Source organism: Haloferax gibbonsii, from assembly GCF_001190965.1.
In the GTDB taxonomy this organism is placed as follows: Archaea; Halobacteriota; Halobacteria; order Halobacteriales; family Haloferacaceae; genus Haloferax; species Haloferax gibbonsii.
In genome coordinates this window covers 2,269,473-2,295,971 of the sequence record NZ_CP011947.1, presented here as the reverse complement: position 1 = coordinate 2,295,971, position 26,499 = coordinate 2,269,473, and the positions used below count along the sequence as shown (strand labels likewise).

Genomic DNA, 26,499 nt, shown 5'->3' with positions numbered 1-26,499 from the left:
GAAGTCGCGCGAAGTCGGGCCGGTTCTAATCGTCGGACGGCACGCGGGGGCCGACGTCGACGACGCTGTTTTTCCACGTCCCGCGGGTGAACCACGCGAACGCGAGCAGCGCCACCCCGACGTTCGAGAAGGCGATGCCGTACCAGATGCCGGTCGGACCCATGGAGAAGAACTCCACGAGCACGAACGACGCCGGGATGCGCAGCACCCACAGCGAGATGAGCGAGAACACCATCGCCGTCCGGGTGGACCCGCTCCCGCGGAACCCGCCGTTGACGACGTTGAACGCCCCGAGGAACAGGAACGTCGGACCGATGATGCGCAGGTAGTCCACGCCGATGGCGATGACTTCCTCCTCGCCGGGGATGAACACCGCGACGATGGGTTCGGCGAACAGGTAGGCGATGGCGGAGACGAACACCAGCGCGGTGACGATGATGCCGACGCCCCAGAACACCGCGCGCTCGGCGCGCTCGGCCTGGTCAGCGCCGAGGTTCTGGCCGACGACCGTCGAGGTCCCCTGCGCGAGGCCGATGGCCGGCAGGAAGACGAGCGAGTTGAGGCGGTTGCCGATACCGAACGCGGCGACCGCGGTCTCGGTGCTGGCCCCGCCGGCGTTGACGGCGGCGTAGGCGACGAGCGCCGTGAGGGCGGTCACGCCGAGCGCGCGGGTCGACTGCTCGATGCTCGACGGCGCGCCGATGCGGACGATGCGCTCGACCATCTCGCGCTCCGGAATCAGGTCGCGCGGCGAGAGGCTGATGCCGACCCGGCCCGAAAGCAGGAGCCAGAAGCCGACGAGCGCGCCGACGCCGCGGGAGAACACCGTGGCGATGGCCGCACCCTGCACGCCGAAGCCGGTGAAGCCGGTCGCGGCGAACAGCGACTGTCCGAGGCCTTCGAGACCGACGAGGCCGAATATCGGGTTCGCGTTGAACCCGAGGATGAGGAACGGGTCGAGGAAGACGTTGATGACGACGCCGAGACCCATCAGGTACATCGGCGTCTTGGTGTCGCCCCACCCGCGGAGCAGCGCCTGGAAGATGAAGAAGCCGAACATGAACGCGACGCCGAGGAAGATGGTGCGCGTGTAGTCGACCGCCAACTGGTGGACCTCGGTGCCGGGCGTCGTCCCGATGAGCGGGAGCAGTATCGGCGTCAACAGATAGCCGATGACCGCGAACCCGGCCGAAAGCAGGATGACGAACCCGAGGGTCTGCCCGGCGGCGTGGTCGACCTCGTCGTGGTTACCCGCGCCCTTGTTCTGGGCGACGAGGACCGTCCCGGCGACGGTGAACCCGCCGCCGAACGAAATCATGAGGAAGACGAGCGGCCACGAAAAGGACAGCGCCGAGACGGCCTCGGAGCCGACGCGGCCGACCCAGAAGGTGTCGGCGAGGTTGTACGCCACCTGCATGATCTGCGAGAAGACGAGCGGCAGCGACAGCACCAACATCGGCTTGACGAGGTCGCCGTCGACGAGGTTGACGTCCTTCGCCTTCGCGCTCATTCGTCGCCCTCCTCGCGCACGAGGTTCTCGACGACGAACTCGTCGAGCGCGGCGCGGACCTCGGTGGGCGCGTCGAAGGCGGACTGGCTCGCCGTCTCGGTTCCCGAGGGGTCGGTCACGGCGACGCGTTGGAGGCGCGCGCCGTCGAGCGCCGCGAAGAGGAGCGACGCGGTTCGGTCCGCGTCGACCTCGCGGAAGTGGCCTTCCTCGACGCCCTCGCGGATGATGTCGGCGAGGCGGCGGCGGATAATCGCCTCGTTCCGGGCGACCTGCTCGCGGTAGGCCTCGACGTAGGGGGCCTGCGTCCGCAGTTCGTTGAGGGCGAGCCCGAAGCGGTCGTAGTCGCCGTCGTCGTCGCCGTCGGGGACCATCTTGTCGAGGAGAACCCGGAGGCGGGTCTCGGGGGCGTCGCCCTCGGTCGCGGCGACCCGCTCCTCGAACCGGTCGAACAGGTAGCCGAGGAACGCGACGAGCAGCTCCTGTTTCGTCCCGTAGTGGTAGTGGAGGAGGGACTTGCTCTTTCCGGCCTCGTCGGCGATTCGTTGCATCGTCAGGTCCGCGTAGCCGTGGGCGCACAGCGCCCGGTAGGTCGCGGCCATCAGTTCTTCGTGGACCTCGTCGGGGACCGACTGGTCCGGCGTTTCGTCTGCACTCACTAACTGACTAGTCAGTCAGCTACTTAAAAAGAAGTTGCGAACGAGAAACAAGTTGCCGGTAAGTGTGCGACGGCGCGCCACGAGAGAAATCGGCACGCTGTGGGACGGCCTCCCGCGAGAAGGTCGGAACAGTCCGAGAGCGTCGGCGTTACGGTCGCGCTACAGGCTGCGGTCGATGCGGTCGGCGACCTCGTAGCCGGCGACGATGCCGCCGTTGAGCGACCGTTCGGGGTACTGCGCTTCCGACGCCATCCCCGCGTAGTAGACCCCCTCGGCCACGTCGTCCCCGAGGTCGTACGGCACCACGAGGTCGAGGTAGCCCCGCTCGTACACCGGTCCCGCCCGCGGGTTGCGGGCGATTTCGAACTCCTCGACCGCCGACCGGTCGAACTCGGGGAACATGTCCGCTATCTCGTCGAACCACGCGTCTTCGACCTCCTCGTCGCTCATCTGCCAGAGGTCCTCGTGCGGCCCCTGCACGTAGCTCGCGACGTACAAGAGGTGGTCGCCGCCGTAGCGTTCCTTCGGCACGAAGTTCGTGTGCTCGATGAGCGACCCGAACGGCGCGTCGTGGGCGATGTTGAGCCAGTAGGTGTCCATCAGCGACTCCGACATGGTCGCCAGCCCGCAGACCGCCCCCTGGAAGTCGATGTCGCAGGGGAACCCCGTGAGGTCTTCGAGCACGTTCGGCATCGTCGCCACGACGACCGACTCCACCTCGTGGGTCTCGGTCCCGTCGTCGGTGTCGACGGTCAGCGTCGAGACCGCCTCGCCGTCGGTGTCGAGTTCCGTCACGCGCGCGCCGGTCTCGATGTGCTCGCGGCCGACCGCCTCGACGAGCGCGTCGATGAAGGGCGCGAAGCCGCCGTCGAAGTAGCCGAGTTTCTCCCCGCGCAGCAGGTCGCGCTCGCCGCGGAAGCGCACGCGCCCGAGGAACCACGACGCCGACACGTCGTGCTTGCGCTCGCCGAACTTCCCGTCGAGGAGCGGGTCGACGAAGTTGTCGTAGACGCCGCGGGTGGTGTGCTCGACGACGAACTCCTCGATGGGCGTGTGTTCGTACTCGGCGAGTTCCTCGTAGGCGTCGAAGTCGGGGACGCCACCGCGGACGTCGACGCCGAGGGTGAGCATGCCGAGGCGGAACTTGTCGTAGAGGCTCATGTGGGGGTAGGCGGCGATTTGCCAGGCGGTGTCCAGCGGGTGGACGACGCCGTCGACGTAGTAGGCGTTCTTGCCGATTCGCCACTCCAAATCGTCTTCGAGGCCGAGTTCGGCGGCGAGTTCGACGATGGTCTCTTCGGACTTCGAGAGGTGGTGGTAGAACTTCTCGATGTCGTCGCCTTTCGTGTCGTAGGTTGCGGCGAGGCCGCCGAGAGAGTCGGCCGCCTCGAAGACTCGAACGTCGTGACCCCGATTCTGGAGTCGGTACGCCGCGGCGAGGCCCGCGATGCCGCCGCCGACGATGCCTATCATGCCCCGACGTTCGGCGTCGGGTGGAAAGTCCTTTCTGATTGGCCGGTTCCGCCGCCGACGGTGGGAGTTTTAACCCCTGTCGACAGAAAGCGGGGCATGCACGGCGCTCCGTACTGGCAGGCGACGCCGTACACGATTCCAATCGGAGTCGGTGCGGTCCTCTTCGTCGTTCTCGCCGTCTACCTCTTTCGCCACCGGACGGCGCGCCGCCTCGTTCCCGGTTCGACCCTCGGCGCGCTCCTGTTGTTCGCGTCCGGGTTCTGGATGGGGGCGTACGCGCTCGAACTGGCCGTGACGGACTTCTCGACGAAGGTGCTCTTGAACCAACTCGGCTACTTCGGCATCGCGCCGCTCCCGCTCCTGTGGTTCGCCTACGTGATTCGCCACGCGGGCGTGAAACTGGAGTCGCGAGTCGCGTGGGCGGCGCTCGGGTCCGTGCCGGTCGCCGTCGTCGCGCTCGTGCTGACGAACCCGTGGCACGGTCTCATCTGGACCGACCTCTGGCTCAACGCCGACCACGGCTTCGTCATCCTCGTGAACGAACACGGGGCCGCGTTCGCCGGCTTCATCGTCTACGCCTACGTGCTCATCCTGCTCGGCTGTGGTGCGCTCGTCCAGACGAGCGTTCGGTCCGACGGCGTATACCGGAAACAGACGCTCGGCCTCCTCGGCGGCGGCCTGATCCCCGCGGCCGGTGGCCTGGTGTACGTCACCGGGTTGAGTCCGACCCCGGGACTCAACATCCCCGTGCTGGCCTTCTCGGTCGCCTCGGGGGCGGTCGCCTGGAGCGTCTTCCGACACCGGCTGTTCACGCTCGTCCCCGTCGCGTGGGAGTCGGCCGTCGAGTCGATGCACGACGCCGCGCTCGTCCTCGACGGCGACGGGCGCGTCATCGACGTCAACCCCGCGGGCGAGCAGTTCCTCTCGCTTCCCCTCTCGGACGCCTACGGACAGTCCGTCGTGCGCGTTCTCCCCGCGGAACTCGTCGACGCGCTCGACGGCGTTCCGAAGTCCGACGCGGAGGCGGAGACGACGGTCCCGACGGACGACGGCGAGCGCGCCCTCCTCGTGGAGACGACGCCGCTGGGCGACGAGGCGAACATGACGGGGACGCTCGTCCTCGTCCGCGACGTGACCGAACGGGTCGAACGCGAGCGACGGCTCGAACGCCAAAACGAGCGGCTCGACGAGTTCGCGTCGGTCGTCTCCCACGACCTGCGGAATCCGCTCACCGTCGCCCGCGGCTACCTCGAACTCGCGGCCGAGACCGGCGACGAGGAGTACTTCGAGCGAATCGAGGACGCCCACGACCGGATGGAGAACATCATCGAGGACCTGCTCACGCTGGCCCGGGAGGGCGAGACGCTCACCGACGTGACGCCGGTCGCGCTGCGAACGGTCGCACAGGAGGCGTGGGACGGCACGGTCGTCGGCGACGCGACCCTCGACGTTCGGGCCGACCGGACTATCGCCGCCGACCGAGGTCGGCTCCGACAGCTGTTCGAGAACCTGTTTCGGAACGCTGTCGAGCACGGCTCGACAGGCCGCCGGGATGCTCCCGGCGACGCCGTGGAACATGGTTCCACGGGCAACCAGACTACGTCTGGTGACGCTGTGGAACACGGTTCCACAGGCAACCGGACTGTGTCCGACGACGCCGTCGAGCACGGGAGCGAAGACGACGACGCGCTCACCGTCGCCGTCGGCGCGCTCGACGGCGGCTTCTACGTCGAAGACGACGGGCCGGGCATTCCGGAGTCCGAGCGAGCGGACGTGTTCGAGCGGGGGTACACGACCCACGAGAACGGGACCGGATTCGGCCTGCCCATCGTCAAGACGATTGCGGACGCCCACGGTTGGTCCGTCAGCCTCGGCGAGTCGGACGCTGGCGGGGCGCGGTTCGAGTTCACCGGCGTCGAGACCGACCCCGAGCCCGCGAACGCGGAGCAGTCGACGAGCGACTGAGCGCGCGACGAGGGGTCGGTTGCGACGTTCGCCACATTTTTATCTGCGATAAGGCAACAGCGGGGCATGGTTACGGTCCGCGCACCCGCCACGAGCGCCAACCTCGGAAGTGGGTTCGATGTCTTCGGCGTGGCTCTCGACCGCCCCGCCGACATCGTTCACGTCGAACGGGCGGACCGGACGACAATCGAAGTGACCGGCGTCGGCAGCCAGTACATCCCGACCGACCCCGACCGGAACGTCGTCGGGGCGGTCGCGGAGGCGCTCGACGCCCCCGCGCACATCCGCATCGACAAGGGCGTCCGCCCGTCGTCCGGACTCGGCTCGTCGGCGGCGAGCTCGGCCGCCGCCGCGGTCGCGCTGAACGAGCTGTACGATCGCGGGCTCTCCCGCGAGGAACTCGTCCCCGTCGCCGCCGAGGGCGAGGCCGTCGTCTCCGGCGAGGCCCACGCCGACAACGTCGCGCCCGCGCTCCTCGGCGGTTTCACCGTCGCGACCGACGAGGGCGTCACGACCGTCGACGCCGACATCCCGCTCGTCGCCTGCCTCCCCGAAATCGCCGTCTCGACCCGCGACGCCCGACGAGTCGTCCCGAGCGACGCCAGCATCGAGGACATGGTCCACACGGTCGGCCGGGCGGCGACCCTCGCGGTCGGGATGTGCCGCCGCGACCCCGACCTCGTCGGCGCGGGGATGCACGACCGCGTCGTCACGCCCGCGCGGGCTGAACTCATCAACGGCTACCACGCGGTCCGCGAGGCCGCCCTCGACGCGGGCGCGTCCGGCGTCACCGTCTCCGGTGCCGGTCCCTCGGTCCTCGGCGTCTGCCAAGCGGCCGACCGCACCCGCGTCGCCGGCGCGATGCTCGAAGCCTTCGACGAAGCGGACGTGGCCGCCCGCGCCTACAAGACGCGAGTCGGCCGCGGCGCTGAAGTATTCGAACTCTGAGTGGTACAGAGAGAACCACTCGCACGCTCGATTCTCGTATTTTCTCGCGTCTGAGCTACTGCAACGCGTTGACGCGGTCGTTGGTAACACGATTCCGAGAAGACTTTTCTCACTATCACGATATATTCGAATCATGGAACGAGCACTCGTCGTCGTCTCCCCCGAAGAACGGTCGCACCGAATCCTCCGCGAGGCCGGCGAACTGGCCGCCGGCAGCGGCGCGGAACTCATCGTCCTCACGGTTCTCCCGGACGAGGAGTTCGAACGGACCCGCTCGGCGCTCGCCAGCGTCGGCTCCTCGGACGTCGTCTACGGCATCGACCAGGCCATCGAGTCGGCCACCCGTCGCGCCAAGCGCGTCGCCCGCGAGGCGTTCGAGGGACTGGACCTCGATTACCGCATCGTCGCCGACATCGGCCCCGAGGCCGACACCATCCTCGAAACGGCCCGCTGGGAGGGCTGCGACCACCTCTTTATCTCCGGTCGCCGCCGCTCGCCCGCCGGCAAGCTCATCTCCCGGGACCTGACGCAGTCGGTCATGCTCAACTTCGACGGCCCGGTCACCGTCCTCCTCGGCGAGGAGTCGTCGGACGACGCGAAGGGGAAGGGAAAGGGGAAGTCGGGACTCCTCGCCTGAAGCGGGCGGCGCGCCGAGTCGGAAGAAAAACTGAATCGAAAATCGAGACGGCCGGTCGTCGTCGGGTGTCGCCGCGTTAGACGCCGCGGTCCTGCAGCTTGTCCTCGTCGGCCATGCCGACGTTCGCCTCGCCTTTCATGCCCTTGCCGATGCCGGCGGCGATGTCGGCGAGCGTGTCGGGGTCGTCCCAGTTGTTGACGGCCTCGACGATGGCCTCGCCCATCTGTTCCGGGTCCTCCGCGCCGAAGATGCCGGAGCCCACGAAGATGCCGTCGCACTCGTGGTACATCATGAGCGCGGCGTCCGCGGGCGTGGCGATGCCGCCGGCCGCGAAGTTGACGACGGGCAGGCGACCCATCTCGGCCGTCTCGTGGACGAGTTCGGCGGGCGCTTCGTGCTCGCGGGCCCATTTCTCGCGCTCGTCGAAGTTGAGGCCGGTCAGCGACCGAATCTGGTGTTTGATGGTGCGCTGGTGCGTGACCGCCTGGTTCACGTCGCCGGTGCCGGCCTCGCCCTTGGTTCGAATCATCGCCGCGCCCTCGTTGATGCGACGGAGCGCCTCGGGGAGGTTGCGCGCGCCGCAGACGAACGGCGAGGTGAACTCGCGCTTGTCGATGTGGTAGTCGTTGTCCGCCGGGGTGAGCACCTCGCTCTCGTCTATCATGTCGACGCCGATGGATTCGAGAATCTGCGCCTCGGTGTAGTGGCCGATGCGGGCCTTGCCCATCACCGGGATGGAGACGGCGTCGATAATCTCCGTGACCGTCTCGGGGTCGGCCATCCGGGAGACCCCGCCGCGCTTGCGGATGTCCGCCGGGACGGCTTCGAGCGCCATGACGGCGACCGCGCCGGCTTCCTCCGCGATTTTCGCTTGCTCTGCGTTTACGACGTCCATGATGACGCCGCCCTTCTGCATCTGGGCGAACCCGCGCTTGACGAGTTCGGTCCCGCGCCGAAGCTCCTCCAGGTCGGTCTCCTCTGGCATATCCGTCGCTTGCGACTGGGTTTACTTAAGCGGTCGCTTCCATCCGTCAACCGTTCGCATTCCGCACAGGTCGTGTTTCGCGCTCGGGTCGAGTTGTGGTGATTCTGTTGAACTACTCGATTTTTTGACAGATTTCTCGTGCAACACTCAGAGGGTGAGTCGGTCAGTACGTTACGTACGATATCCCTTGATCTGTCACTTCCACATACAGGCCATAGTATGTATTATCTCGTTTGAGAAAGACCATCGTACCTTCCTGACGTCCCTTGTGTTCTCGTACACGGTTGACGAATTTGCCAAACGAGTCCGGGAAATCACACGTCGCATACCCGCCCTTCTCGGTTACCGTGCGGAGAATTTGCTTCTCACCCTCTGTGAGTTCTGTAAATTTGATCGGAGCATAATCACCACTGAGTGAGTTCTTGACTTGCTCGACTTTGATTACACTATCGTACATCTCGTCAAGGTCGTCTCGTTCGCCAGTCGTTATGCAGTCAGTCGACCGCTCCCAGTCGGTGAGGTCTGCTTCGTTGACAGTCCCGACAGGAGTTGAGGTGGCTGTCGACTGCTGGTTCAGTCCCGTTGATGAGTTACTTAGACACCCTGCTCCAAGTCCGGTGAGGATTCCACAGAGTGTACCGAGGATAGCTCTTCGTTCAAATGTGATTGCCATTATTCACTTATTGTCGCTCTCGACAATAGTAGCAGTGAAATGTCAAAGAACCATTGTACTCATCTCGGACACTCTACTGATACAGGTGCGCGCTGTATTCAGCACACCCTCAGTAAACTATCAGCGGCTGAGGACTTCAACAGCGCCGCCAGCGTGATCTCCCAACCGCCGACACCGGCCGCAGTCACCGAGACCGGCATCACTTTTGCATCCCCCCGCTTCGGCGTGGGTATGGACGCGGCGACCCGACTGCGCCGACTGCTCGACGACGACGACCTCCCGGCGGGGACCGACCTCCCGCGGTGGCTCGCACCCCTGCCGGAGTGGCTGGAGAACTTCGGTCTCAACATCGCGTGGCTCGTGGTCGTCATCAACCTCGTCGGGACCGCCTTCGGCTTCTGGTACTACGGCTACCAGTTCAGCATCGAACCGGTCGTGATGTGGCCGCTCGTCCCCGACAGCCCCGTCGCCACGCTGTTCATCGCGCTGTCGCTCGCGCTCTGGAAACTCGGGCGGTCCAACGAGTACGTCAACGCCCTCGCCTTCTTCGGCTGTCTCAAACTCGGGCTGTGGACGCCGTACGTCCTCCTCGTGTTCAAAAGCGACTTCTCGTACCTCCACTGGGCGATGTACAACTTCCTCTTTTGGAGCCACCTCGCCATGGTCGTCGAGGCCTTCCTCATCCAGCGGTACGCCGAGTTCCCGTCGCTCGCCGTCCTCGTCGCGGTCGGCTGGTACGGCCTCAACGACCTCGTGGACTACTTCGTTCCCATCGTGGGCACGCCCCACCACACGCTCATCCCGGCCGAGCCAATCGTCGACGGCGTCGTTCAGCACGTTTCGCCCGCCCACGAGTACGCCGCGGCGGGCGCGGTCCTCCTGACGGTCGCGGCGACGTTCCTCGCGCTCGCGACGCGGGTCGCGAAGCTCGAACGGGGCGACATCGACTGACCGAGAACCGACGACGCGTCGGCCGACTCGGACGTAGCCTTTTGTCCCGCCGACCCTAACCGACGGGCCATGCGCCTCTTCGACCGCGTGGCCGACCTGCCGCTGACCGTCGAGTCCGTCTCCCGCGACCGCTTCGAGAGCGACACGTCGAGCGGCTTCCTCCGCAAGACGACGGTGTTCTCGCTCGCCGGCGACGGCGCGGTCGGCCGCGGCGAGGACGTGACCTACGACACGGAGGACCACGACGCCCTCGCGGACGCCCCCGAGGACGCCTTCGACCTCGCCGGCAGCTACGACTCGTTCGCCGACTTCTCCGCGGCGCTCGACGGGGTCGACCTGTTTCCGACGAAGGTGCCCGAGCGCGAGACGGCCGAACACTACCGGCGCTGGGCGCTCGAATCCGCCGGGCTCGACCTCGCGCTCCGACAGGCCGGCACGGACCTCGCGTCCGCCGTCGACCGCGAGCGCGCCCCGCTTCGGTTCGTCGTGAGCACCCGCCTCGGCGACCCGCCGTCGGCCGACCGCGTCGAGATGCTCCTCGACCGCGACCCCGACTGCGAGTTCAAACTCGACCCGACAACTGACTGGCACGATGAGCTTGTGTCGTCGCTCGCCGCCCACGACCGCGTCCGCATCCTCGACCTCAAGGGTCAGTACGAGGGGACCGACGTGGACCAAGCACCCGACCCGGAACTCTACGAGCGCATCCTGTCGGGCTTCCCCGACGCCGTCGTCGAGGACCCGGCGTTCACCGACGAGACGCGCCCGCTGTTCGACGGACACGAGGGCCGCGTCTCGTGGGACGCGCCGATCACCGGCGTCGAATCCGTCGAGAGCCTGCCGTTCGAGCCGTCGTGGCTGAATATCAAGCCCTCGCGGTTCGGCACGGTCGAGTCGCTGTTCGACACCATCGAGTACGCCGACGAACGCGGGATGTCGCTGTACGGCGGCGGCCAGTTCGAACTCGACGTGGGCCGGGACCACATCCAACTGCTCGCGTCGGTGTTCTACCCCGACGGTCCGAACGACGTGGCTCCCGGCGAGTACAACCTTCCCGAGCCGCCGGCGGGACTGCCGACGAGCCCGCTCGAACCGGGCGACGACCCGTCGGGGCTGGAGTTCTAAGAACCGAAACCCGGCCGCTCCAAAGAGACGCGTCGAGGGGTGCGCTGGCCGCGTTACTCGCCTTGCTGTACTTCGAATATCTCGTCGGCGACGAGGCCGTGGGCCTCTTCGTGGACTTTCGCCCCGGCCTCCTTGTTCGGTGCCTCGAAGAGACAGAAGACCGCGCCGTCCTTCTCGTCGACCCAGTAGTGCTTGTAGTTCACTCCGTACTTGCCCTGCGTCTCGAGGTCGGCGCGGTGGGCCTCCGCGACGTCTTTCGCACTTCCCTCTACGTTCCGGTGTACGTCCATGTATAGCGGCATGGTTGCTAGTGTATAGCACGCCAGCGCGGATAATCGTTCTTTATTATTTACCAGAACATCCTGATACAAGTGTCAGACGCCAGCTTAGTCGAGCATTCCCCGGCTCGAACCACACGAGATATACTCAGATGGTCGTCAGATTCGCGACATCGTGACGAACGCCGCATCCGTGCGGTCCGGGGTGAATCGGTTCCCTCCCGTAGCCCGCTTCACCGACGGCTCACTCGTCGCTGTCGGCGTGGGCGCGGACCCACAGCTGGCCGATTCGGGAGAGGCGCGTCCGGTAGGACTTCCCGCGTTCTTCCTGTTCGATGTAGCCCTTGCCGCCGGGGCCGAGGCGGTCGACGTTGTAGATGACCTTCGACCGGAAGGAGTCGGTGTACTCCTCGTTCATCTCGCGGGCGAGCGCCTCCGCGAGTTCGGAGACCGAGCCGAACTCGCCGTGCTCGCCGAGTTTGAACAGGATGACCTCCTCGAACGGTTTGACGTTGGAGAAGGAGGCCACCGGGAGTTCGACGATGTGGCGGCCGTCAATCTGCTTCGCGCCGATGGTCGTCCCGCGCTCGTCGAACTCCGACAGCAGGTCGGAGGTGGCGTCGAGGCGCTCGCGGATGCGGTCGGCGTCGATTTCGCCCGATTCGAGGAGGTCCGAAAGGAGCGCGCGCTCGGTCCGCAACTCCTCGGCGAGTTCGGTTTCGAGGTACTTCTCGGGGGCCGTGTAGTAGGTGTGGATGCGCTCGCGGTCGGCCTGTCGCTCGACCATGATGGAGTGGGCGGCGGTCGCGAACGCGAAGGAGACCGGCCGGGGCATCGCGCTCACGTTGACCCACACCTCGCCGGGTTCGTCGTCGTCGCCGCGGAGTTCGTCGTCGGCGTCGAGTTCGGCGTTGATGAGGTCGTACGCCTGCTCGAACGCCGCGTCGTAGTCGTACACGTCGTCGACGATGACGCGTTCGGTCTCCGCGCCGAGGAGGTTCTCGAAGTCCTTGCCGAGCTTGCCCGAGAGGTTCCGCGAGTACTCGACGTTCGCCTCGCTCCCGACGGCCCCTTCGAGGAGGATGACGCGGTCCACGTCCAACTGATCGCGGATGAGCGGCGCGATGAGTCGGTCGTAGTCGAACCCGACGGGAACGATGTGCGTCTGCATACGTGGTACGTGGGTACGGCGCTTATAAAAAGCACCAGTTCCCTTACCGCTGAACAACACATCGAGGATGTGCGTCCCGTCGCCGTCTCGGATTTCGTGAGAAACGACGGGGGTGTGGGACATAGTAGTTTCGGGGGGTTGAGGAACAGGATTCAGATGAGTAGATAACGAAACCGGGGACGCCGGGAAAGGGAATAGTACAGGGACAGAATCGTTCTGGAATGTATTTTTAATCTAAGGAATTGTGATGACAAACATACGAAAGATGGACAGTCAACAATACCGCCACATTCTGTACTACTCCCCATCACACATTGAGCAACTCTTTGTCGACAGGATTGGCGAAGAGACAGAGGTTGTAGAGGAAACAGAGACGAGATTCTCCCAGAGGTTGGTAGCTGGCCTGAATGTGCTGATAAATGGGAGCGTCGAAGGAAAGCACCAGACGCGAAAAAGCGTCATGAGATCAGTCAATCAAAGCGAGGAACACATACAGACTAAAAAGGTCGTCAATGATTTACTTCGAGATGAGAACATTCCTCGAATCAAGGATATAAATTTGGATGACGTCTCCCCTCTCTATCGGTTTTCTTGTGAATGCCAAACTTTACCCATTGAGGAAGACGAATTTACCGACTCAAAATTACTGGAGGTGGTTGGGAAAGAAGGTAATATCACATTCAGGGGTGTTACTTCTTTAGAAAACTGGAGTTCGATCAGTGACACGGTCATGTCTGTCAGAAACGAAATTCCGTATCCATTGAAAGGAATTGTCCAACTACGCGATGTGAACGAGCAGATGGTACGGGAAGTTGAGGACGGTTGGGAACTCGAACAGGCAGATTGTGATGTGAATTTCGTATTCATCTGCCAGTCAGACCAAGATGAGGTCCAGAAGTGGTGGAACAGGAGAGACTTGTTGGGGGAGTATCACGAAAAGAAATCCAATTGAGAATCTGATTTGGCAACTACATTGGTGCAGGACCGGGAATTTTGACTTCATCAAGCCCGTCGTCGATGTCGACGTGAGGATAGAGTTGTTCGACCGCGTGATTGAACCATACCCTCACATCAGACTGCATATACGCTTCTGCGAAGGCGTTGTTTCGCTCGAAGGATTCATTTCCTGACTGGTTCACAGCGGCCTGCAGATTGATTATATGACCATAGAAAGCAACGATTGCCTCTACTTCTTCATCAGAGAGTATCGTGAGGTCGTCAGCATTGTTTTCGTAGATGGTCTTTCGTAAGAACTGGCCTTCTGGACCGAATGTTCCAGCGAGATAGGGACGAACAGTCATCATCTCAGCCCATATCGCTCGACGAAGGTTGTCACGTTTCTTTCGCTTATTCCAACTCTCCCATACAATGTTAGCAGTAGCACCGAGGGTTGCGCCTATCAACGTGGCTGTGGCGAGAACTAACGTACTCCACTGGAGAGTAATCATTGATTTATGGACATTTGATGGGTTTGAAAAGACTTGGTAGTCTTTGGCGTCAATACGACATTTCCGTACTACCCTGAAACAATGCGCGTCTGCATACGTGGTACGTGGGCGGGGTTGGTTGTAAGCTACCACGTCCTCCAAGACGTGTCATTCAGCGTGGGATCCCGTTCTAACTGCTCATGCAGTAGGCGAATACTCACCGTTCACGTTCAGCATCCCGCTGTTCAAGCGCACGCCTACGGGTGCGCCTCCACGGCCAGACTTTTGCTGGTCACGGAGATACTTCAGACCGATATTCTTCGCTGCGTTGTAATCCGCGTGAACATCGTAGCCGCATTTCAGACAACTGAACTCGTCCTGACCGCTCTTGCGTGGACGATTATCCTTGTGGGTAAACCCACACTTCGAGCAACGCTGACTCGTGTACGCCGGATTGATCTGTTTTACCACAAGCCCCTCCGACTCGGCCTTGTACGTAACGTACTCGAACAAACGGTGGAACGCCCACTTGTGAACTGCCTTCGTGTGCGGTAGGCGTTCCCGGAGTCCTTTGAGTTGCTCGAACACGATGTGCGTACACTCGTTCTCCAGAGCAACCTCTACGAGTTCGTTTGAGATAGTATGGAGCACCTGCTCGAAGCGCCTGGTTTGCTTTCGACCGACTCGCTGGACATTCTCGTGTGCCCATCGAGTCCCAGTCTGTTGAAACGAACTACGACGCTTCTCGTACTCTCGGTGCCAGTGGTTGAGTTCGCTGCCGCTCCAGAATTGGCCAGTTGAGGTGGTTGCGATGTTTGTGATACCGAGGTCAACACCAAGGACGGAGACGTGCTTGGCATCGGCTGTGTCGGTGTCATCGTTCTCCACGGCGGGCTTTGTCCGCACATGAAGGTAGAAACAGTCCTCAACCTCATCGTAATGGAGTGTCGCTCCTTTTACGTCGTAGTCGTCGTTGAACAAGTACTCCGAGTGTGGCGTGTCACGCTTTTCGTCGGGTAGGAGGAACTCTGCGGTCACTCGCCCATCGATAGTGGCGAGTGTGGCGTGGTCGTTGTTCACGGTGAAGGTTCGGGCGTCGTAGCTAGCGAACCGTGATGTGAAGTGTGGCTTCGAGGCATTCTTGTCTGCCTTCCAGCGTTCAACGACGCCTTTGACGGCTTCGGCGGCGCGGTTTCGTGCGGCTTGCACGAGGTTGGACGGGAGCGGCGAATCGTCTCGAACGTCGTAGTAGGTAAGGTCGTGAAGTTTCTGTTTACTGGTGATTTTCCAGTCAGGTTCCCACGCTACGTCTACAACGTAGTTAGCGGCGTCAAGGAAGTGGTCGATTGTCTGGTGGAGAAGATCAGCGGCACTCTCGCCCACATCGAGTTTGATGGGTACGGTTCGAGTGCTTGAGTCGTCCACCATCTGTATTTCATATGTAGACGAATGTATTTATGTCAGTTCGGATTTCGTGAGGATATCGACCTGCTATCGAGGATAGTTTGTGTAGTGGGTTGCCAGCTTTCTCCCGCGCCTAAGTTGTGGAATCTGCCTTGCAGTCATAATGAATCCGACCAACTGGCCCGACTGTCACTCCCCGTCCCACACCGCGTGGCCCCAGCGCTCCCACGCCAGCCACGCCACCACGCCGCCGACGAACGCGACGCCGAGATTCACCGCGACGCCGACGAGGCCGATAGCGACCACGAGGGGGTAGCCGTCCGCGCGGGTCAGGCTGGTCAGGCTCGTCCGCGCCAGTTGCAGGCCGATAATCGCCAGGATGACGCCGAGCATGGCGACCGGGTAGGCGGCGACCACGTCCACGGCGAACAGGGCGACGAGGACGTAGCCGACGCCGAGAATCACGTTCGCGCCGGCGGTCCGCGCGCCGAAGGCGTACTTGCCGGCGACGCCGCCGCTGCCGTGGCACATCGGAAAGCCGCCGAGGGGGACCACGAGGAGGTTCATCGCGCCCATGCTGGTGGCGAGTTCGTCGGCGGAGACGTCGCGGTCGAAGTAGTCCGCGAGCAGGACCGACGTGGCGAGCGCGGCGTTGCCGACGGTCATCGCCAACTGGGCGACTGCGGCCTCAGCGACGGAGAACGAGAGGTTATCGAGCGAGAGCAGTCGGGCGTCGCCGACCGACGGGACCGCGAGCGACAGGTGTCCAACGTCGGCGACGGCGACCGCGCCGCCGACCGCGAGGACGGCGAGGGCGCTCAGGTTCGAGCGCTTGGTGAGCAGGGCGACGGCGGCGACGGCGACCGCGAGGCCGGCGAGCGGGAGGTCGCCCGCGCCGAGTTCGAGGCCGGTCGAGAGGAGGACGAGCGCGACGCCGAACTGGACGCCGCGGACGACCGGCGCGCCGATGTAGCGGCTCACGCGGTCGAGCGAGCGCGTTCGGCCGATAGCGAGGAGGACGACGCCGAGGCCGAACCCGGCGAGGAGCGCCTCGCCGGTCGTGACCGTCTCGGCGAGGACGAGCGCCGCCAGCGCCTTCATCGGTTCGACCGACAGCGGGACCGCGTAGTACAGCCCCCAGACGACCTGAAACACGCCGAACCAGACGAGCACGACGGCCAGCGAGAGGTCGGTCAGGCGGGCGACGGCGACGACGATGGGGAGGACCGTAACCGAATCTCCCACCGCGCCGGTGAACTCGTGCCACGAGAAGTCCACCGCGAGTTCGTCGCCGTACGGGAACGAGACACCCATCGGATGGTGGTTCCGCCCCGACGGGGAAATGTATTTGCGTAATCGAGAGACGCGACAGTCGGCGACGAGAGAAACCGAAATCAATTACGCAGTCGCCCGCGGGCGTCGAAGCCGCCGTCACTCGAACGTCGAGAGGTCGAAGTGGACGCCGCCGCGGAGGTAATCGATGCCCATGAACAGCATCAGGGGGGCGAGCAGGAGCGCGGACAGCCCGCCGAAGTAGGGGTCGCCGCGGGCGTCGAGGACGGACGAGAGGCCGTTGGCGAGCACGGCCAACCCGAAGCAGACGTAGCCCGCGCCCGCGACGACGTGCCACCGGAGCGTCGTCGACCCGAGAGCGACCGATTCGCGGATGCCGGCGACGACCAACAGCACGCCGGCGGCGGTGAACAGCGCGAACCGGGCGAACGAAAGCGGGTGAGCGGGCGCGCCGAGAAGCACGAGGCCGACGGCGATGAGCAGGTCGAACACCCCGACGACGGCGAGGAATCGGCGGTCCATGTGCGCCCGTCTCGGCGGGGATATGAAAATCTGACTACAGCTTCGTGGACGGCCGGCGGCGAACGCGACGACCGCTCACCGCGTCGCCGACAGGTCGGCCGAGTCGACGACGGTTGCGAACTCCCGGTTCAGGTGCGCCAGCGCGGTGCGGTGCATCTCGTCGGCCGAGAAGCGCTCGCCGTCGTGACCCTCGCGGTCGAACGTCGCGGCCGCGTCCGCGGGGAGGTACACGTCGAAGCCGAGGTTCTCGGCCATCCGCGCCGTCGTCGAGACGCAGTGGTCGGTCGTGAGGCCGCAGACGACGAGCGTCGAGTAGTCGCGCTCGCGGAGCCACGCTTCGAGGTCGGTGCCGATGAAGCCGCTGTTGACGCGCTTCGTGAACACCGGTTCGCCGTCGACGGGTTCGGCCTCGGGTTTCCACGCGAAGCCCTCGCCGTCGCGCCGGAGCGGCGAGTCGGGTTCGGTGGAGTCGTGGCGGACGTGGACGACCGGGCGGTCGGTCGCGCGCCACGCCGCGAGCAGGTCGGCGACGCGCGCTTCCATCTCGGGGTTGTTGCGGTCGCCCCACGCCGGGTCGTCGAAGCCGACCTGCATGTCGACGCAGACGAGGACGGCGTCGTCGGGGAGGTCGGCGGCGGTCATCGGCCGGGCCTCGAATTGGCGGCCGTCATCAGTCGTCCGCCGGGGCCATCGGCACCTTCGGGTGCTCGCGCGTGATGCGAATCGGGCACTCGTCGGGCGCTTGCGACTCGTCCGACGAGAACATGTACTGCGGCCACTCGCGGTCGCCCTCGACGCCCCAGTCGCCGAGGTCGGCGTGGGGGCAGACGCCGTCGTACTCCTCGATGCGGCCCTGAATGACCTCGCGGGCCTTCTGGCCGGCCTCGGTGTCGGCGGTGATGCCGTCGAACAGCGCGCGCGGCTGAAACGTGATTTCGAGGCCCCACGGGCAGTAGCGGCTGACGCGCTCGTCGTAGAACGGCGCGCGGGTCGTCGGGAACATCGGTTCGCCGCCGAAGGAGAACTCCCACGTCGGGTCGTCGGGGTCGGTCGGGATGTCCGCCGGCCACGGCTCGGGGTCGTTGACGTGGAGGAACTGGAGAACGTGCCAGAGGTGTTCGTGGTAGTCGGCCTCGGTGAGGTCTTCCGCCGGCGGCTTGAAGAACGCGACGAGCGAGCACGCCTCGGAGTAGTCCGGGTACACGTCGAGGTATTCGAGGAGGGTGTCGCGGAGCGCCAACAGCGCGTCTTTGTCGGTCATCGAATCCACGAAGGTGTAGAGGGCGTCGCCGTTGCGCTCGGACTCGATGCCGAAGTAACACGGGAACGGCGCGCCGTCGCGGTCGCCGAGCATCGTCTCGCGGAACGTCTCGTAGTGCTGTCTCGCCCAGTCGGGGAGGTCGCCGTCGTCGAGGCGGCGGCGGAGCACGTCCTGCTCCATGAGCACTTGGTGGCCCGACTCGTTCATGCGCGTCAATTGGATTCAGCGGCTTTGAGGGTTCGGGTTCGGGGGGCGAACACGACCCTCGAAACGACGGGTGACGGCCCTCGTCGCCATCCGCGAAGCCGCCGTCGTCCCCGGCCTCAGAGCGGGCGGTCGAGTTTCAGGTACCGCGTCTCGTACCCCATCGACTCGTAACACGACCGGGCGGCGTCGTTGTCGGCGTGGACGCTCAGCGCGGCCCGCTCGCACCCGCGGTCGCGGCCCCACTCGTGGGCCCGTTCGAGGAGTTCCGTGCCGACGCCCTCGCCCCGCGCTTCGGGTGCGACGTAGAGCTCTTTCACCTTGGCGACCGACCCGCGGGCGAACACCGGCGGGGAGTCGGCGTCGGCGACCGTGACGTAGCCCCGGAGCGACCGCTCGGCGGAGTCCGGTTCCGCGCCCGCGGCCGCGACGGCGACGAACATTCGAGTGTTCTCGGCTTCCGCCTGCTCAGTCCGGTAGTCGAGCGCCTCGGCCCGCACGTCCGCGTCCTCGGCCAGCGCGTCGTGGTCGTCGATGTCACCCATCTCCTCGGCGAACGGGAGCCACAGGTCGTCAACCAGCGCGTCCACCTCCTCGGCCCGGAGCGGTCGAATCTGCATGAGTCACCGACGACTCGTGGGAATGTCAAAAGAGTAACTGTGTTGGGCGTTCGGGGCGATTCGTCGCGCCGGCCACGCTCGAATCGGGGCACGACCGGCGCGTCCGTCTCACTCGATTTCGAGGCCGCCGGCGTCGGCTCCGTCGTCCGCGCCCTCGTCCCACTCCAGTTCGAACTCGATGCTCAGTTCGTAGGGGCCGCCCGCGGGGCCCTCGCGCTCGGCTTTCACCTCGAACGTCGGCGACGTCGGCGGCTCCATCGTGACGGTCTGGTCGCCGGACTTCAGCGTAATCGGCTCGCCCGCGTCGAGCTTGTCGGCGACGGTTCGGAGATACGACGCGATTTCCGCTCGCGCCTGTCGGTTCTCGGATTTGAAGAGCACTTCTTCGGGCATGGACCGTAGGTTACACCCGCAGGGGGTTAAGCTTCGTTGCGGTGACGAAACCGACGGGAGAGACAGCGCCGACGGGTCAGTCGGCCCGGAGGCCGTCGGTGAAGCGGGACTGGTTCTCCTCGGGCGCGGCGGCGGTCATCGCGGAGACGCCGACGGTCAGGACCGCGGACAGCGCCATCCCCCAGAGGGCGTAGTCCCACGTGAGGTAGGTCGCGCCGAACAGCGTCATCGACCCGACCTCTATCGCGGGGACGAACACGTGGGCGAGGTAGAACGCCTGCGAGCCGAGGACGCCGGCGAACATGCCCGTTCGGGTCGTCCTCGCCCAGTAGAGCGCGACGATGACCGGCAGGGCCATCTGGGCGAACCCGCCGAAGGCGGTGTCGCCGACCGAGACGAGCGTGCCGGGCCGGAACAGGCTGGCGACGAAGGTGAGCGTGGCGAACAGGGCGACGCCGATGCGGGCGAGCCACGCCTCGCGGGCCTCGCTCGCGTCGGGGTTGACGAAGGGGCGGTAGAGGTCGCGGGTGAAGTACGACGACCCGGAGAGGAGCATCGAGTCGGACGACGACATCATCGCGGCCATCGCGCCGGCGATGACGAGCGCGGCGAACCACACCGGCGTGTACTCGTTGAGGAGCACGGGGAGGACGTTCGCGCCCTCGGGCACGGAGATGCCGAGGCCGGCGGCCCACGTGCCGAGGATGAACGCGGGCACGAACAGCAGAACGACGAGGACGGGCCACAGGGCGAACGAGCGCTTGAGGACGGCGCTCGACTTGGCGACGAAGAAGCGCTGGTTTATCTGCGGGAACATCGCCACGCCGAAGGCGATGGTGACGGCCGACGAGATGATGAACTGCGGCGAGTAGACGCCGCCGCCGAGCGAGAGGAACTCGGGGTTGTTGGTCGCGAGGGCATTCGAGAGCGCCGTGGGGCCGCCGGCCGCGGTGGCGACCCAGCTGACCGCGAGCCAGACGACGCCGAGCATGAACAGCCCCTGGAGGGTGTCGGTCCACGCGACGCCGCGGAGCCCCGCGATGACGACGTAGGCGATCATGAACACCGTGATACCGGCCGCGCCGGCCCAGTACGGGACCATCCCGTTCGTCAGGCCGACGATGGCCTCGCCCGCGCCCATCTGCTGGAGCATCACGTACGGGAACAGCCAAAACAGACTGATACCGGCGACGACGGCGCGCAGGCGGGTCGAGCCGAAGCGGTCGCCGAGCATCTCGCCGAGGGTGACGTAGCCGTGGGCGCGGCCGACGAGCCACTGCTTGTAGCCGACGACGTACCAGAGGATGGCGAACAGCACGCCGTCCATGACGCCCATCACGAGAATCCACTCGGGGCCGGCGCGGTAGGCGAGGTCGGGGCCGCCGAAGAACGTAAACGCCGACAGGAGCGTCGCGAACGTCGTAAACAGGAGGACGACGGTCCCGATGGAGCGACCGGCGAGGTAGTAGTCCTCGGCGTCGCGGCTGGTCAGGCGGTAGGCGAGTAAACCGACCGCGAGCGCGACCACGAGGTACGCGCCCACGACGCCGAGTTGGATACCGAGCGCCGAGACCATCAGCGACCCTCCCCGACGATGCCGCGGTCCCACGCCGTCCGGGCGAACAGGTGGAAGACGACTGCGGTCAGCCCCATCCAGCCGATGTGCCACCAGAGCCACAGCGGCAGGCCGGCGAAGACCCTGCTGTCGCCCCAGAGGAACCACGGAACGGCGAACGTCACGAGGATTGCGAAGACGGCAACCCAGCGGTAGTCGATGCGCACTCGCGTCATTCGTAGGAACGATAATCGACAACAAGGCGTAAATCTTACTCTATCGACCTACGTTGCCCCTCATTGAAGAACTATTTTCTTCAACAGAGGCGGTCGAACGACGGGAACCACCCACGGACGCGCACGCGGCAGAGGCGACGCGGAAGGCGGGGTCGTCCGCGGGCGAATCGGCCGCCGGAACAGTTTCCAGCGGCGCGTGCGACCGGAGACACATGGACTTCGGTATTCAGCTGTACTCGCTTCGCGAGCTCGACGAACCGACGTCGGCGCTCGTCCGACGCGCCGCGGACGCCGGCTTCGACGGCGTGGAGTTCGCGGGCGTCGACGACGCGGCGGCGGTCCGCGCGGCCCTCGACGGGACCGGACTGGGCGTCCCCGCGGCCCACGTCCCCATCGAGGACCTCGAAGCCGACCTCGACGCGGTCTGCGAGCGGTACGGCGCGCTCGGCGTCGAGACGCTCGTGGTTCCGTATCTCCCGCCGGAGGCGTTCGCCGACGCCGACGCGGTGGACGAGACCGCACACCGGCTGGACGACCTGACCGCGAAGTGCGACGAGCGGGGCGTCAGACTGCTCTACCACAACCACGACCACGAACTCGCCGCGGTCGAGGGCGAACCCGCGCTCGACCGATTGGCCGAGGAGTCCGGCGTCGGTTTCGAACTCGACCTCGCGTGGATTCTCGCCGCCGGCTACGACCCCGTCGCGTACCTCGACCGCTACGCCGACCGGACCCCGGTCGTCCACCTGAAGGACGTCGTCCGCGACGCCGACGCGGAGCGCGGCGGCCGACCCGTCTCGCTCGGCGAGGGAGAACTCGACATCGACCGCTGTCTCGCGGCCGCGCGCGAGGGGTTCGTCGAGTGGGCCGTCGCCGAACACGACTTCCCCGAGGACCCGGCGGCGTTCTGCCGGGACGCGGGCGAGTTCGTCGGCGCGCACCGAACCGACGAGGAAGCGTGACAAATTACGTGGTCGGTCGAAACGGCGGGAGAGCGACGATTCGCCGGCGTTTCGCGAGGCACGGAGTCGGAGTCGAACGGCCCGCGAGCGTTCGAATCGTCGGCCACGATAGATATTTCCCTCGGGCGCAACTTATATAATGACGTTCGTGGGTCCGGCCCATGACATCATCACAATCATCACATCACCACCCCCAACGGGGTGACTTCACCAATGGACGACACTGCAAAATATCTCATTCACGCTTCCATCTCCGCCGACGGAGTCGTCGAACGGAGCGACGTCGTCGGGGCCGTCTTCGGCCAGACCGAGGGCCTCCTCGGCGACGAACTCGACCTCCGCGACCTCCAACAGTCCTCCAAGGTCGGTCGGATAGACGTACAGATAGACTCGGAAAACGGCCACTCGTTCGGCCAGATGACCATCGCCAGCAGCCTCGACAAGGTCGAGACGGCCATCCTCGCGGCCTCGCTGGAGACGCTGACCCGCGTCGGTCCCTGTCAGGCCGTCATCGAGGTCACGAACATCGAGGACGTGCGCGAGGCCAAGCGACGGATGGTCGTCGAGCGCGCCAAGGAGCTCCTCTCGGAGTCGTTCGACGACACCGTGATGAGCTCGACCGAAATCCTCGAAGCGGTCAAAGAGAGCGTCCGCGTCGAGGACATCACCGAGTACAAGGGCCTCCCGGCCGGCCCCCGCGTCGCCGACTCGGACGCCATCATCGTCGTCGAGGGTCGCGCCGACGTGCTCACGCTCCTCCGCTACGGCATCAAAAACGCCGTCGCCGTCGAGGGGACGAACGTCCCCGACGCGGTCGCGGGACTGACCCAAGAGCGGACCGTCACGGCGTTCCTCGACGGCGACCGCGGCGGCGAACTCATCCTGCGCGAACTCTCGCAGGTCGGCGACGTGGACTACGTCGCCTTCGCGCCCGACGGCCGGTCGGTCGAGGACCTCGACCGCGCGTCGGTCGTCCGCGCCCTCAGGAACAAGGTCCCGCTCTCGTCGCTTCCGGAGGACGGCGACGGTGACTTCCGGGCCGCCGTCGCCGCCGCCAACGGGACGGGAGACGTTCGGACGGACCCTCGCACGGAGTCGCCGACGACTGACGCGTCGTCGACTCCACCCGCGGACGGCCACGCGAACGGACCCGCCGACGCGGTCAGCGAGGCACCCGCCGAGGCCGGCACCGGCGGTACCGTCACAGTTGGAAAGCCCACCGAAACCGCGAGCACCGACACCGACGCCGACGCAAACGGCGGAGTGCTCACCGAGTCCGAGGTCGAGGCCGTCGCCGAGGCGGTCGAACCGACCGACCAGCGACCCTCGCTCGCCGACCACGTGCGCGAGGTCATCGCCGACGAGAGCGGCATGGCCCGGCTCCTGGACGACGACCTCGGCATCGACGACGAGGTCGCGGTCGAGAAGGTGTACGACGCCGTCGAGTACGCCGACCCCGCCCCGGCGCTCGTCGTCGTCGACGGCGAGGCGAGCCAGAAACTCGTCGACATCGCGGCCCAGCGCGGCGTCGGACACGTCGTGGCGCGCTCGGCCGGCGAGTACGTCAAAAAGCCCGTCAGCGTCCGCGTCAGAACCGCGGACCAGCTCCTCGACTGAGGACGGAACGCGGCCCGATACCGGCCGAGACGCCGGCCGAGACGCCGACGGTCAATCGAGGACGAGCCGTAGCCCGTCGTCGCCGTCGAACGCGTCCGGAACGCGGGCGTCCCGGCGGAATCCGAGCGCCCCGTAACAGGCACGCGCGCCGTCGTTCTCCGGATGGACCAGCAACGTGAGCGGTGCGTCTGACGCCGGACGGGAGTCTTGGTACGCTTCGACGAGCGCGGTGGCGCGCCCCTCGCGCCGGTGGTCGGGGGAAACCGCGAGTTCGGCCAGGTGCGCGCCGACGGCGAGCAGGTAGCCGACCGGCCGGTCGTCGGCGTCGACGGCGACGAGAAGCGTCCCGACGGCGGGCCACGCGTCCAAGAGGTCGGGCGAGGGGTGCGAGACGAGTCGTTGGAGCGATTCGACGGCCGGCACGTCGGTGTCTCGGGCGGGGCGAACGCCCGTCACGACCGAGTCACCCCCGTCACAGCGGAATCCAGACGAGGACCGCGCCCAGCGCGCCGGCGAACGTGGCGAGGAAGTTGACCGCCTGGTTGCCGAGGCCGGCTCCCTCGACCGTCGCACCGAGCAGACTGTCGACCGTCATTCCGACGAGCCCGCCGGCGAGAACGGCGATGGCGGCCGTCTGCGCCGGCAGGGGAAGCACCAGCACGCTCACGCCGGCCACGAAGGCCGCGCCCAGCGCGCCGGCGACTTCGCCTTGCCACGTGACCGCGCCGTCGGTCCCGGCGGGAACGGGCTTGAGCGAGGTGATGAGCCGCGGCTGGTCGAACAGCCCGCCGATTTCGCTGGAGAGCGTGTCGCTCATCGCGGCGGCGGCCGACCCGGCGAACGCGAGGACGAGCAGGTCGCTGACGAACGGGTAGCCGAGCGTTTGCGCCGCGGCGTAGCCGACGACGGCGACGAGCGAGACGCCCGAGTTGCCGAGGACGTTGCCGGTGCCGCGAGCGCCGTCGTTGTCCTCGGCGACGCCGCGTTCGGCCTTGCTGTCGTACCGGAACTTAGTGGCGAGCGCACCGACGCCGAAGAAGGAGACGAGCACGAGCGCCCAGCCGAAACCGCCGAAGACGACCGCGAAGAGGAGCAGGAGGACGCCGGTAATCATGCCGGCGACGGAGGCCGTCCCGAGGGCGTAGGCCGCGTAGCCGAGCGCGACCGTGAGGGCGAGCGCCACGCCGGTCTGCGTCGGCGACACCGGCCCCGCGAGCACCTCGACGCCCCAGAGGACGAGGCCGATAGAGAGCATGACGAGCGGGTCGTCGCGCTCGTAGAGGGCCGTCCGGAGCACCGCGCCGACGAGGCCGCCGACGGCCGCGAGGAGGGTGAACCGGGCGAGAAGCATCGCGTCACCCGTCAGCGACGCGATTGCCGCCTGTCCCGCGGTGCCGGCGAGGACCGCGGCCGCGACGAAGCCCGCCGCGCGAAGCGACTCGTCGGACGTTCTCGAATCCACCAGTCGCGCGCCGAGGTTGCCGTAGGCGAGTGTCAACACCGCGGCGGCGAACACCGAAAGCGGCATCGTGACGCGCGGGACCGTCGCCAAGAGGGCGAGGCCGGTCGCGGCCAGTGCGAACCCGGCGAGCCCGTTGAGCCGGCCGTCCTGCCGGTCGCCGGGCCGCGCGAACAGCTCGAAGAGGGGGCCGTCGTCGACGACGAAGGCCGCCAGGAGCGCGACTGCGGCGAAGGGCGCGAACGCGGCCGCGCCGAGACTCGGGGCCGCGAGGGCCAACGTCCCGACGACCGCGAATCCGCCCGCTCGCCGTACCGTGGAAGTCACACCATTCGGTATCCCCGACGCGCACTTAACCCTCCCGACATCACCGACGACCGCACCACCGCGAGTCCGCGGGTCGATGCCAACCTCCCGGGGCGAGCGGACCGATGCCGAACCCGAAGGGTTAGGAGAATCGCCGCGAGAACGACTCCCGTGGGACTGTACGACTCCTACCTCGCCCTCCGATTCCGCCTCGACGACGCCGACGCCCCCGAGCACGTGGCGCTCGTCATCACCGAGCGCGACCTGCTGGAACAGGGCGCGTACGAGACGCTCGAAGCGTTCGTCGGCTGGGCGTTCGAGTTCGGAAGCGACCGCGTCACCATCTCCGTGAGCGTCCTCGACGAGGCGGTCGTCCCGACGCTCGCCCGCGAGCTCCGCGACCTCGACGTTCCCCAGCGAGTGGAGGTCCGCGAACCCGGCGACACCGAGCGCGCCGACGCCCCCGTGCAGGTCAGCATCGGCCTCGGCGGGAAACGAGAGTTCGCATCGGTGGTCCAGTCGCTGGCCGAGGAGGTCGACGAGGGCGCGCTCGACCCCGACGACATCGACGCCGCGGACATCGAACAGCGCCTCGTGTTCCCCGACGAGCCGGACTTCGTGGTCAAGACGGGCGCTGAGCGCCTGTCGGACTTCATGATTTGGCAGTCCGTGTACGCGGAACTCTACTTCACCGACGTGAACTGGCGGGACTTCAGGAAGCGCGATTACCTGCGGGCGTTGCGGGACTATCAGGACCGTCAGCGGAGATTCGGCCGGTAGGGCGAATCCCGTGGCGGCGTTGCCGACACGGTGGTTTGGCCGATGAGCGTCAGCGAATCGGCCAAACGCTGTCGTGCTCGAAGAGTGC

Annotated in this window: 28 protein-coding genes; 9 read left to right on the top strand and 19 right to left on the bottom strand. The window is 66.0% G+C overall.

The genetic code is table 11. The features are described 5' to 3' along the window. Positions 1–25: 25 nt before the first annotated feature. From ABY42_RS11635 to ABY42_RS11625, 3 genes are all read right to left on the bottom strand, one after another. Entirely contained in the window at positions 26–1,510 is a 1,485-nt protein-coding gene (locus tag ABY42_RS11635) for an MATE family efflux transporter (protein ID WP_050459579.1), read from the bottom strand. Next, entirely contained in the window at positions 1,507–2,166 is a 660-nt protein-coding gene (locus ABY42_RS11630; RefSeq protein ID WP_004975423.1) for a TetR/AcrR family transcriptional regulator, read from the bottom strand. Before ABY42_RS11630 ends, ABY42_RS11635 begins: the two co-directional genes overlap by 4 nt. Positions 2,167–2,325: 159 nt before the next feature. Continuing rightward, a complete protein-coding gene (locus ABY42_RS11625) occupies positions 2,326–3,639 on the bottom strand; it encodes an NAD(P)/FAD-dependent oxidoreductase (protein WP_004975424.1) in 1,314 nt (437 codons plus the stop codon). Between the two features lie 96 nt (positions 3,640–3,735). Between ABY42_RS11625 and ABY42_RS11620 the strand changes: the two genes are divergently transcribed. The 3 genes from ABY42_RS11620 to ABY42_RS11610 all read left to right on the top strand — a co-directional run bounded on the left by ABY42_RS11620 (position 3,736) and on the right by ABY42_RS11610 (position 7,189). Further along, positions 3,736–5,604: a histidine kinase N-terminal 7TM domain-containing protein gene (locus tag ABY42_RS11620; RefSeq protein ID WP_050459578.1), complete on the top strand. Its 1,869-nt coding sequence runs from the start codon at positions 3,736–3,738 to the stop codon at positions 5,602–5,604. A gap of 66 nt (positions 5,605–5,670) precedes the next feature. Further along, entirely contained in the window at positions 5,671–6,552 is an 882-nt protein-coding gene (locus ABY42_RS11615; protein WP_004975427.1) for a homoserine kinase, read from the top strand. 133 nt (positions 6,553–6,685) lie between these two features. Next, positions 6,686–7,189 (top strand): universal stress protein, encoded by a 504-nt coding sequence (locus ABY42_RS11610; protein ID WP_004975429.1) that lies wholly within the window; start codon positions 6,686–6,688, stop codon positions 7,187–7,189. A 76-nt stretch (positions 7,190–7,265) separates the two neighbouring features. Here ABY42_RS11610 and pdxS read toward each other — a convergent pair whose 3' ends face one another. Then, on the bottom strand, positions 7,266–8,174 hold the full coding sequence (pdxS, locus tag ABY42_RS11605; protein WP_050459577.1) for a pyridoxal 5'-phosphate synthase lyase subunit PdxS: 909 nt from the start codon (positions 8,172–8,174) through the stop codon (positions 7,266–7,268). Positions 8,175–8,337: 163 nt separating this feature from the next. Continuing rightward, entirely contained in the window at positions 8,338–8,847 is a 510-nt protein-coding gene (locus tag ABY42_RS19440) for a hypothetical protein (protein WP_156224405.1), read from the bottom strand. 231 nt (positions 8,848–9,078) lie between these two features. Between ABY42_RS19440 and ABY42_RS11600 the strand changes: the two genes are divergently transcribed. Next, positions 9,079–9,798: a DUF1405 domain-containing protein gene (locus ABY42_RS11600; RefSeq protein ID WP_050459576.1), complete on the top strand. Its 720-nt coding sequence runs from the start codon at positions 9,079–9,081 to the stop codon at positions 9,796–9,798. 69 nt (positions 9,799–9,867) lie between these two features. Next, positions 9,868–10,923, top strand: coding sequence for an enolase (locus tag ABY42_RS11595; RefSeq protein ID WP_050459575.1), 1,056 nt, complete (start codon positions 9,868–9,870; stop codon positions 10,921–10,923). Positions 10,924–10,976: 53 nt separating this feature from the next. Here ABY42_RS11595 and ABY42_RS11590 read toward each other — a convergent pair whose 3' ends face one another. Together ABY42_RS11590 and ABY42_RS11585 are read right to left on the bottom strand one after the other, a co-directional pair. Beyond that, on the bottom strand, positions 10,977–11,225 hold the full coding sequence (locus ABY42_RS11590) for a DUF4242 domain-containing protein (RefSeq protein WP_147299488.1): 249 nt from the start codon (positions 11,223–11,225) through the stop codon (positions 10,977–10,979). A gap of 220 nt (positions 11,226–11,445) precedes the next feature. After that, on the bottom strand, positions 11,446–12,372 hold the full coding sequence (locus ABY42_RS11585; RefSeq protein ID WP_004975440.1) for an HFX_2341 family transcriptional regulator: 927 nt from the start codon (positions 12,370–12,372) through the stop codon (positions 11,446–11,448). Positions 12,373–12,637: 265 nt separating this feature from the next. Here ABY42_RS11585 and ABY42_RS11580 point away from each other — a divergent pair, with 265 nt between their 5' ends. Further along, entirely contained in the window at positions 12,638–13,324 is a 687-nt protein-coding gene (locus ABY42_RS11580) for a hypothetical protein (RefSeq protein WP_050459574.1), read from the top strand. Between the two features lie 16 nt (positions 13,325–13,340). Here ABY42_RS11580 and ABY42_RS11575 read toward each other — a convergent pair whose 3' ends face one another. The 10 genes from ABY42_RS11575 to ABY42_RS11530 form a co-directional block, all read right to left on the bottom strand. After that, positions 13,341–13,820, bottom strand: coding sequence for a hypothetical protein (locus ABY42_RS11575; protein WP_156224403.1), 480 nt, complete (start codon positions 13,818–13,820; stop codon positions 13,341–13,343). A gap of 177 nt (positions 13,821–13,997) precedes the next feature. Further along, entirely contained in the window at positions 13,998–15,227 is a 1,230-nt protein-coding gene (locus tag ABY42_RS11570) for an RNA-guided endonuclease InsQ/TnpB family protein (protein ID WP_050459572.1), read from the bottom strand. A gap of 165 nt (positions 15,228–15,392) precedes the next feature. Beyond that, positions 15,393–16,517 (bottom strand): putative sulfate/molybdate transporter, encoded by a 1,125-nt coding sequence (locus ABY42_RS11565; RefSeq protein WP_050459571.1) that lies wholly within the window; start codon positions 16,515–16,517, stop codon positions 15,393–15,395. Between the two features lie 117 nt (positions 16,518–16,634). Next, the gene (locus ABY42_RS11560; protein ID WP_004975446.1) at positions 16,635–17,018 is read right to left on the bottom strand and encodes a hypothetical protein; all 384 of its coding nucleotides are present in this window, start codon (positions 17,016–17,018) and stop codon (positions 16,635–16,637) included. Positions 17,019–17,093: 75 nt separating this feature from the next. Then, the gene (locus ABY42_RS11555; protein ID WP_050459570.1) at positions 17,094–17,660 is read right to left on the bottom strand and encodes a cysteine hydrolase family protein; all 567 of its coding nucleotides are present in this window, start codon (positions 17,658–17,660) and stop codon (positions 17,094–17,096) included. Between the two features lie 28 nt (positions 17,661–17,688). Next, positions 17,689–18,486 (bottom strand): YqcI/YcgG family protein, encoded by a 798-nt coding sequence (locus ABY42_RS11550; protein ID WP_004975452.1) that lies wholly within the window; start codon positions 18,484–18,486, stop codon positions 17,689–17,691. A gap of 116 nt (positions 18,487–18,602) precedes the next feature. Further along, positions 18,603–19,103 carry a GNAT family N-acetyltransferase gene (locus tag ABY42_RS11545; RefSeq protein WP_050459569.1) on the bottom strand — a complete coding sequence of 167 codons (501 nt, stop codon included), beginning with the start codon at positions 19,101–19,103 and terminating at the stop codon, positions 18,603–18,605. Positions 19,104–19,211: 108 nt separating this feature from the next. Then, positions 19,212–19,496 (bottom strand): amphi-Trp domain-containing protein, encoded by a 285-nt coding sequence (locus ABY42_RS11540; RefSeq protein WP_050459568.1) that lies wholly within the window; start codon positions 19,494–19,496, stop codon positions 19,212–19,214. A 76-nt stretch (positions 19,497–19,572) separates the two neighbouring features. Further along, a complete protein-coding gene (locus ABY42_RS11535) occupies positions 19,573–21,072 on the bottom strand; it encodes a sodium:solute symporter family protein (protein WP_050459567.1) in 1,500 nt (499 codons plus the stop codon). Next, complete coding sequence (locus tag ABY42_RS11530; RefSeq protein ID WP_004975459.1) at positions 21,072–21,287, bottom strand: DUF3311 domain-containing protein; 216 nt, start codon at positions 21,285–21,287, stop codon at positions 21,072–21,074. The genes ABY42_RS11535 and ABY42_RS11530 overlap by 1 nt, the downstream gene beginning before the upstream one ends. 212 nt (positions 21,288–21,499) lie before the next feature. Between ABY42_RS11530 and ABY42_RS11525 the strand changes: the two genes are divergently transcribed. Together ABY42_RS11525 and dnaG are read left to right on the top strand one after the other, a co-directional pair. Next, positions 21,500–22,249, top strand: coding sequence for a sugar phosphate isomerase/epimerase family protein (locus ABY42_RS11525; RefSeq protein WP_050459566.1), 750 nt, complete (start codon positions 21,500–21,502; stop codon positions 22,247–22,249). Positions 22,250–22,462: 213 nt separating this feature from the next. Then, positions 22,463–23,866, top strand: coding sequence for a DNA primase DnaG (dnaG, locus tag ABY42_RS11520; protein WP_050459565.1), 1,404 nt, complete (start codon positions 22,463–22,465; stop codon positions 23,864–23,866). 51 nt (positions 23,867–23,917) lie between these two features. Here dnaG and ABY42_RS11515 read toward each other — a convergent pair whose 3' ends face one another. Both ABY42_RS11515 and ABY42_RS11510 read right to left on the bottom strand, forming a co-directional pair. Continuing rightward, a complete protein-coding gene (locus tag ABY42_RS11515) occupies positions 23,918–24,322 on the bottom strand; it encodes a GNAT family N-acetyltransferase (RefSeq protein ID WP_050459564.1) in 405 nt (134 codons plus the stop codon). Positions 24,323–24,338: 16 nt separating this feature from the next. Next, positions 24,339–25,652 (bottom strand): DUF92 domain-containing protein, encoded by a 1,314-nt coding sequence (locus ABY42_RS11510; RefSeq protein ID WP_049905092.1) that lies wholly within the window; start codon positions 25,650–25,652, stop codon positions 24,339–24,341. Positions 25,653–25,802: 150 nt separating this feature from the next. Here ABY42_RS11510 and ABY42_RS11505 point away from each other — a divergent pair, with 150 nt between their 5' ends. Beyond that, positions 25,803–26,411, top strand: a complete 609-nt coding sequence (locus tag ABY42_RS11505; RefSeq protein WP_004975468.1) for an undecaprenyl diphosphate synthase family protein — start codon at positions 25,803–25,805, stop codon at positions 26,409–26,411. Positions 26,412–26,499: the final 88 nt, after the last annotated feature.

What these genes read in the sequence shown, in the direction of transcription:
- ABY42_RS11615 (WP_004975427.1), top strand. Translation starts at nt 5,671, where the DNA reads ATGGTTACGGTCCGCGCACCCGCCACGAGCGCCAACCTCGGAAGTGGG.
- ABY42_RS11535 (WP_050459567.1), bottom strand. Translation starts at nt 21,072, where the DNA reads ATGGTCTCGGCGCTCGGTATCCAACTCGGCGTCGTGGGCGCGTACCTC.
- ABY42_RS11595 (WP_050459575.1), top strand. Translation starts at nt 9,868, where the DNA reads ATGCGCCTCTTCGACCGCGTGGCCGACCTGCCGCTGACCGTCGAGTCC.
- ABY42_RS11620 (WP_050459578.1), top strand. Translation starts at nt 3,736, where the DNA reads ATGCACGGCGCTCCGTACTGGCAGGCGACGCCGTACACGATTCCAATC.
- ABY42_RS11550 (WP_004975452.1), bottom strand. Translation starts at nt 18,486, where the DNA reads ATGAACGAGTCGGGCCACCAAGTGCTCATGGAGCAGGACGTGCTCCGC.
- ABY42_RS19440 (WP_156224405.1), bottom strand. Translation starts at nt 8,847, where the DNA reads ATGGCAATCACATTTGAACGAAGAGCTATCCTCGGTACACTCTGTGGA.
- ABY42_RS11565 (WP_050459571.1), bottom strand. Translation starts at nt 16,517, where the DNA reads ATGGGTGTCTCGTTCCCGTACGGCGACGAACTCGCGGTGGACTTCTCG.
- ABY42_RS11610 (WP_004975429.1), top strand. Translation starts at nt 6,686, where the DNA reads ATGGAACGAGCACTCGTCGTCGTCTCCCCCGAAGAACGGTCGCACCGA.
- ABY42_RS11525 (WP_050459566.1), top strand. Translation starts at nt 21,500, where the DNA reads ATGGACTTCGGTATTCAGCTGTACTCGCTTCGCGAGCTCGACGAACCG.
- ABY42_RS11625 (WP_004975424.1), bottom strand. Translation starts at nt 3,639, where the DNA reads ATGATAGGCATCGTCGGCGGCGGCATCGCGGGCCTCGCCGCGGCGTAC.
- pdxS (WP_050459577.1), bottom strand. Translation starts at nt 8,174, where the DNA reads ATGCCAGAGGAGACCGACCTGGAGGAGCTTCGGCGCGGGACCGAACTC.
- ABY42_RS11590 (WP_147299488.1), bottom strand. Translation starts at nt 11,225, where the DNA reads ATGCCGCTATACATGGACGTACACCGGAACGTAGAGGGAAGTGCGAAA.
- ABY42_RS11545 (WP_050459569.1), bottom strand. Translation starts at nt 19,103, where the DNA reads ATGCAGATTCGACCGCTCCGGGCCGAGGAGGTGGACGCGCTGGTTGAC.
- ABY42_RS11560 (WP_004975446.1), bottom strand. Translation starts at nt 17,018, where the DNA reads ATGGACCGCCGATTCCTCGCCGTCGTCGGGGTGTTCGACCTGCTCATC.
- ABY42_RS11540 (WP_050459568.1), bottom strand. Translation starts at nt 19,496, where the DNA reads ATGCCCGAAGAAGTGCTCTTCAAATCCGAGAACCGACAGGCGCGAGCG.
- ABY42_RS11585 (WP_004975440.1), bottom strand. Translation starts at nt 12,372, where the DNA reads ATGCAGACGCACATCGTTCCCGTCGGGTTCGACTACGACCGACTCATC.
- dnaG (WP_050459565.1), top strand. Translation starts at nt 22,463, where the DNA reads ATGGACGACACTGCAAAATATCTCATTCACGCTTCCATCTCCGCCGAC.
- ABY42_RS11555 (WP_050459570.1), bottom strand. Translation starts at nt 17,660, where the DNA reads ATGACCGCCGCCGACCTCCCCGACGACGCCGTCCTCGTCTGCGTCGAC.
- ABY42_RS11600 (WP_050459576.1), top strand. Translation starts at nt 9,079, where the DNA reads ATGGACGCGGCGACCCGACTGCGCCGACTGCTCGACGACGACGACCTC.
- ABY42_RS11570 (WP_050459572.1), bottom strand. Translation starts at nt 15,227, where the DNA reads ATGGTGGACGACTCAAGCACTCGAACCGTACCCATCAAACTCGATGTG.
- ABY42_RS11575 (WP_156224403.1), bottom strand. Translation starts at nt 13,820, where the DNA reads ATGATTACTCTCCAGTGGAGTACGTTAGTTCTCGCCACAGCCACGTTG.
- ABY42_RS11580 (WP_050459574.1), top strand. Translation starts at nt 12,638, where the DNA reads ATGGACAGTCAACAATACCGCCACATTCTGTACTACTCCCCATCACAC.
- ABY42_RS11635 (WP_050459579.1), bottom strand. Translation starts at nt 1,510, where the DNA reads ATGAGCGCGAAGGCGAAGGACGTCAACCTCGTCGACGGCGACCTCGTC.
- ABY42_RS11530 (WP_004975459.1), bottom strand. Translation starts at nt 21,287, where the DNA reads ATGACGCGAGTGCGCATCGACTACCGCTGGGTTGCCGTCTTCGCAATC.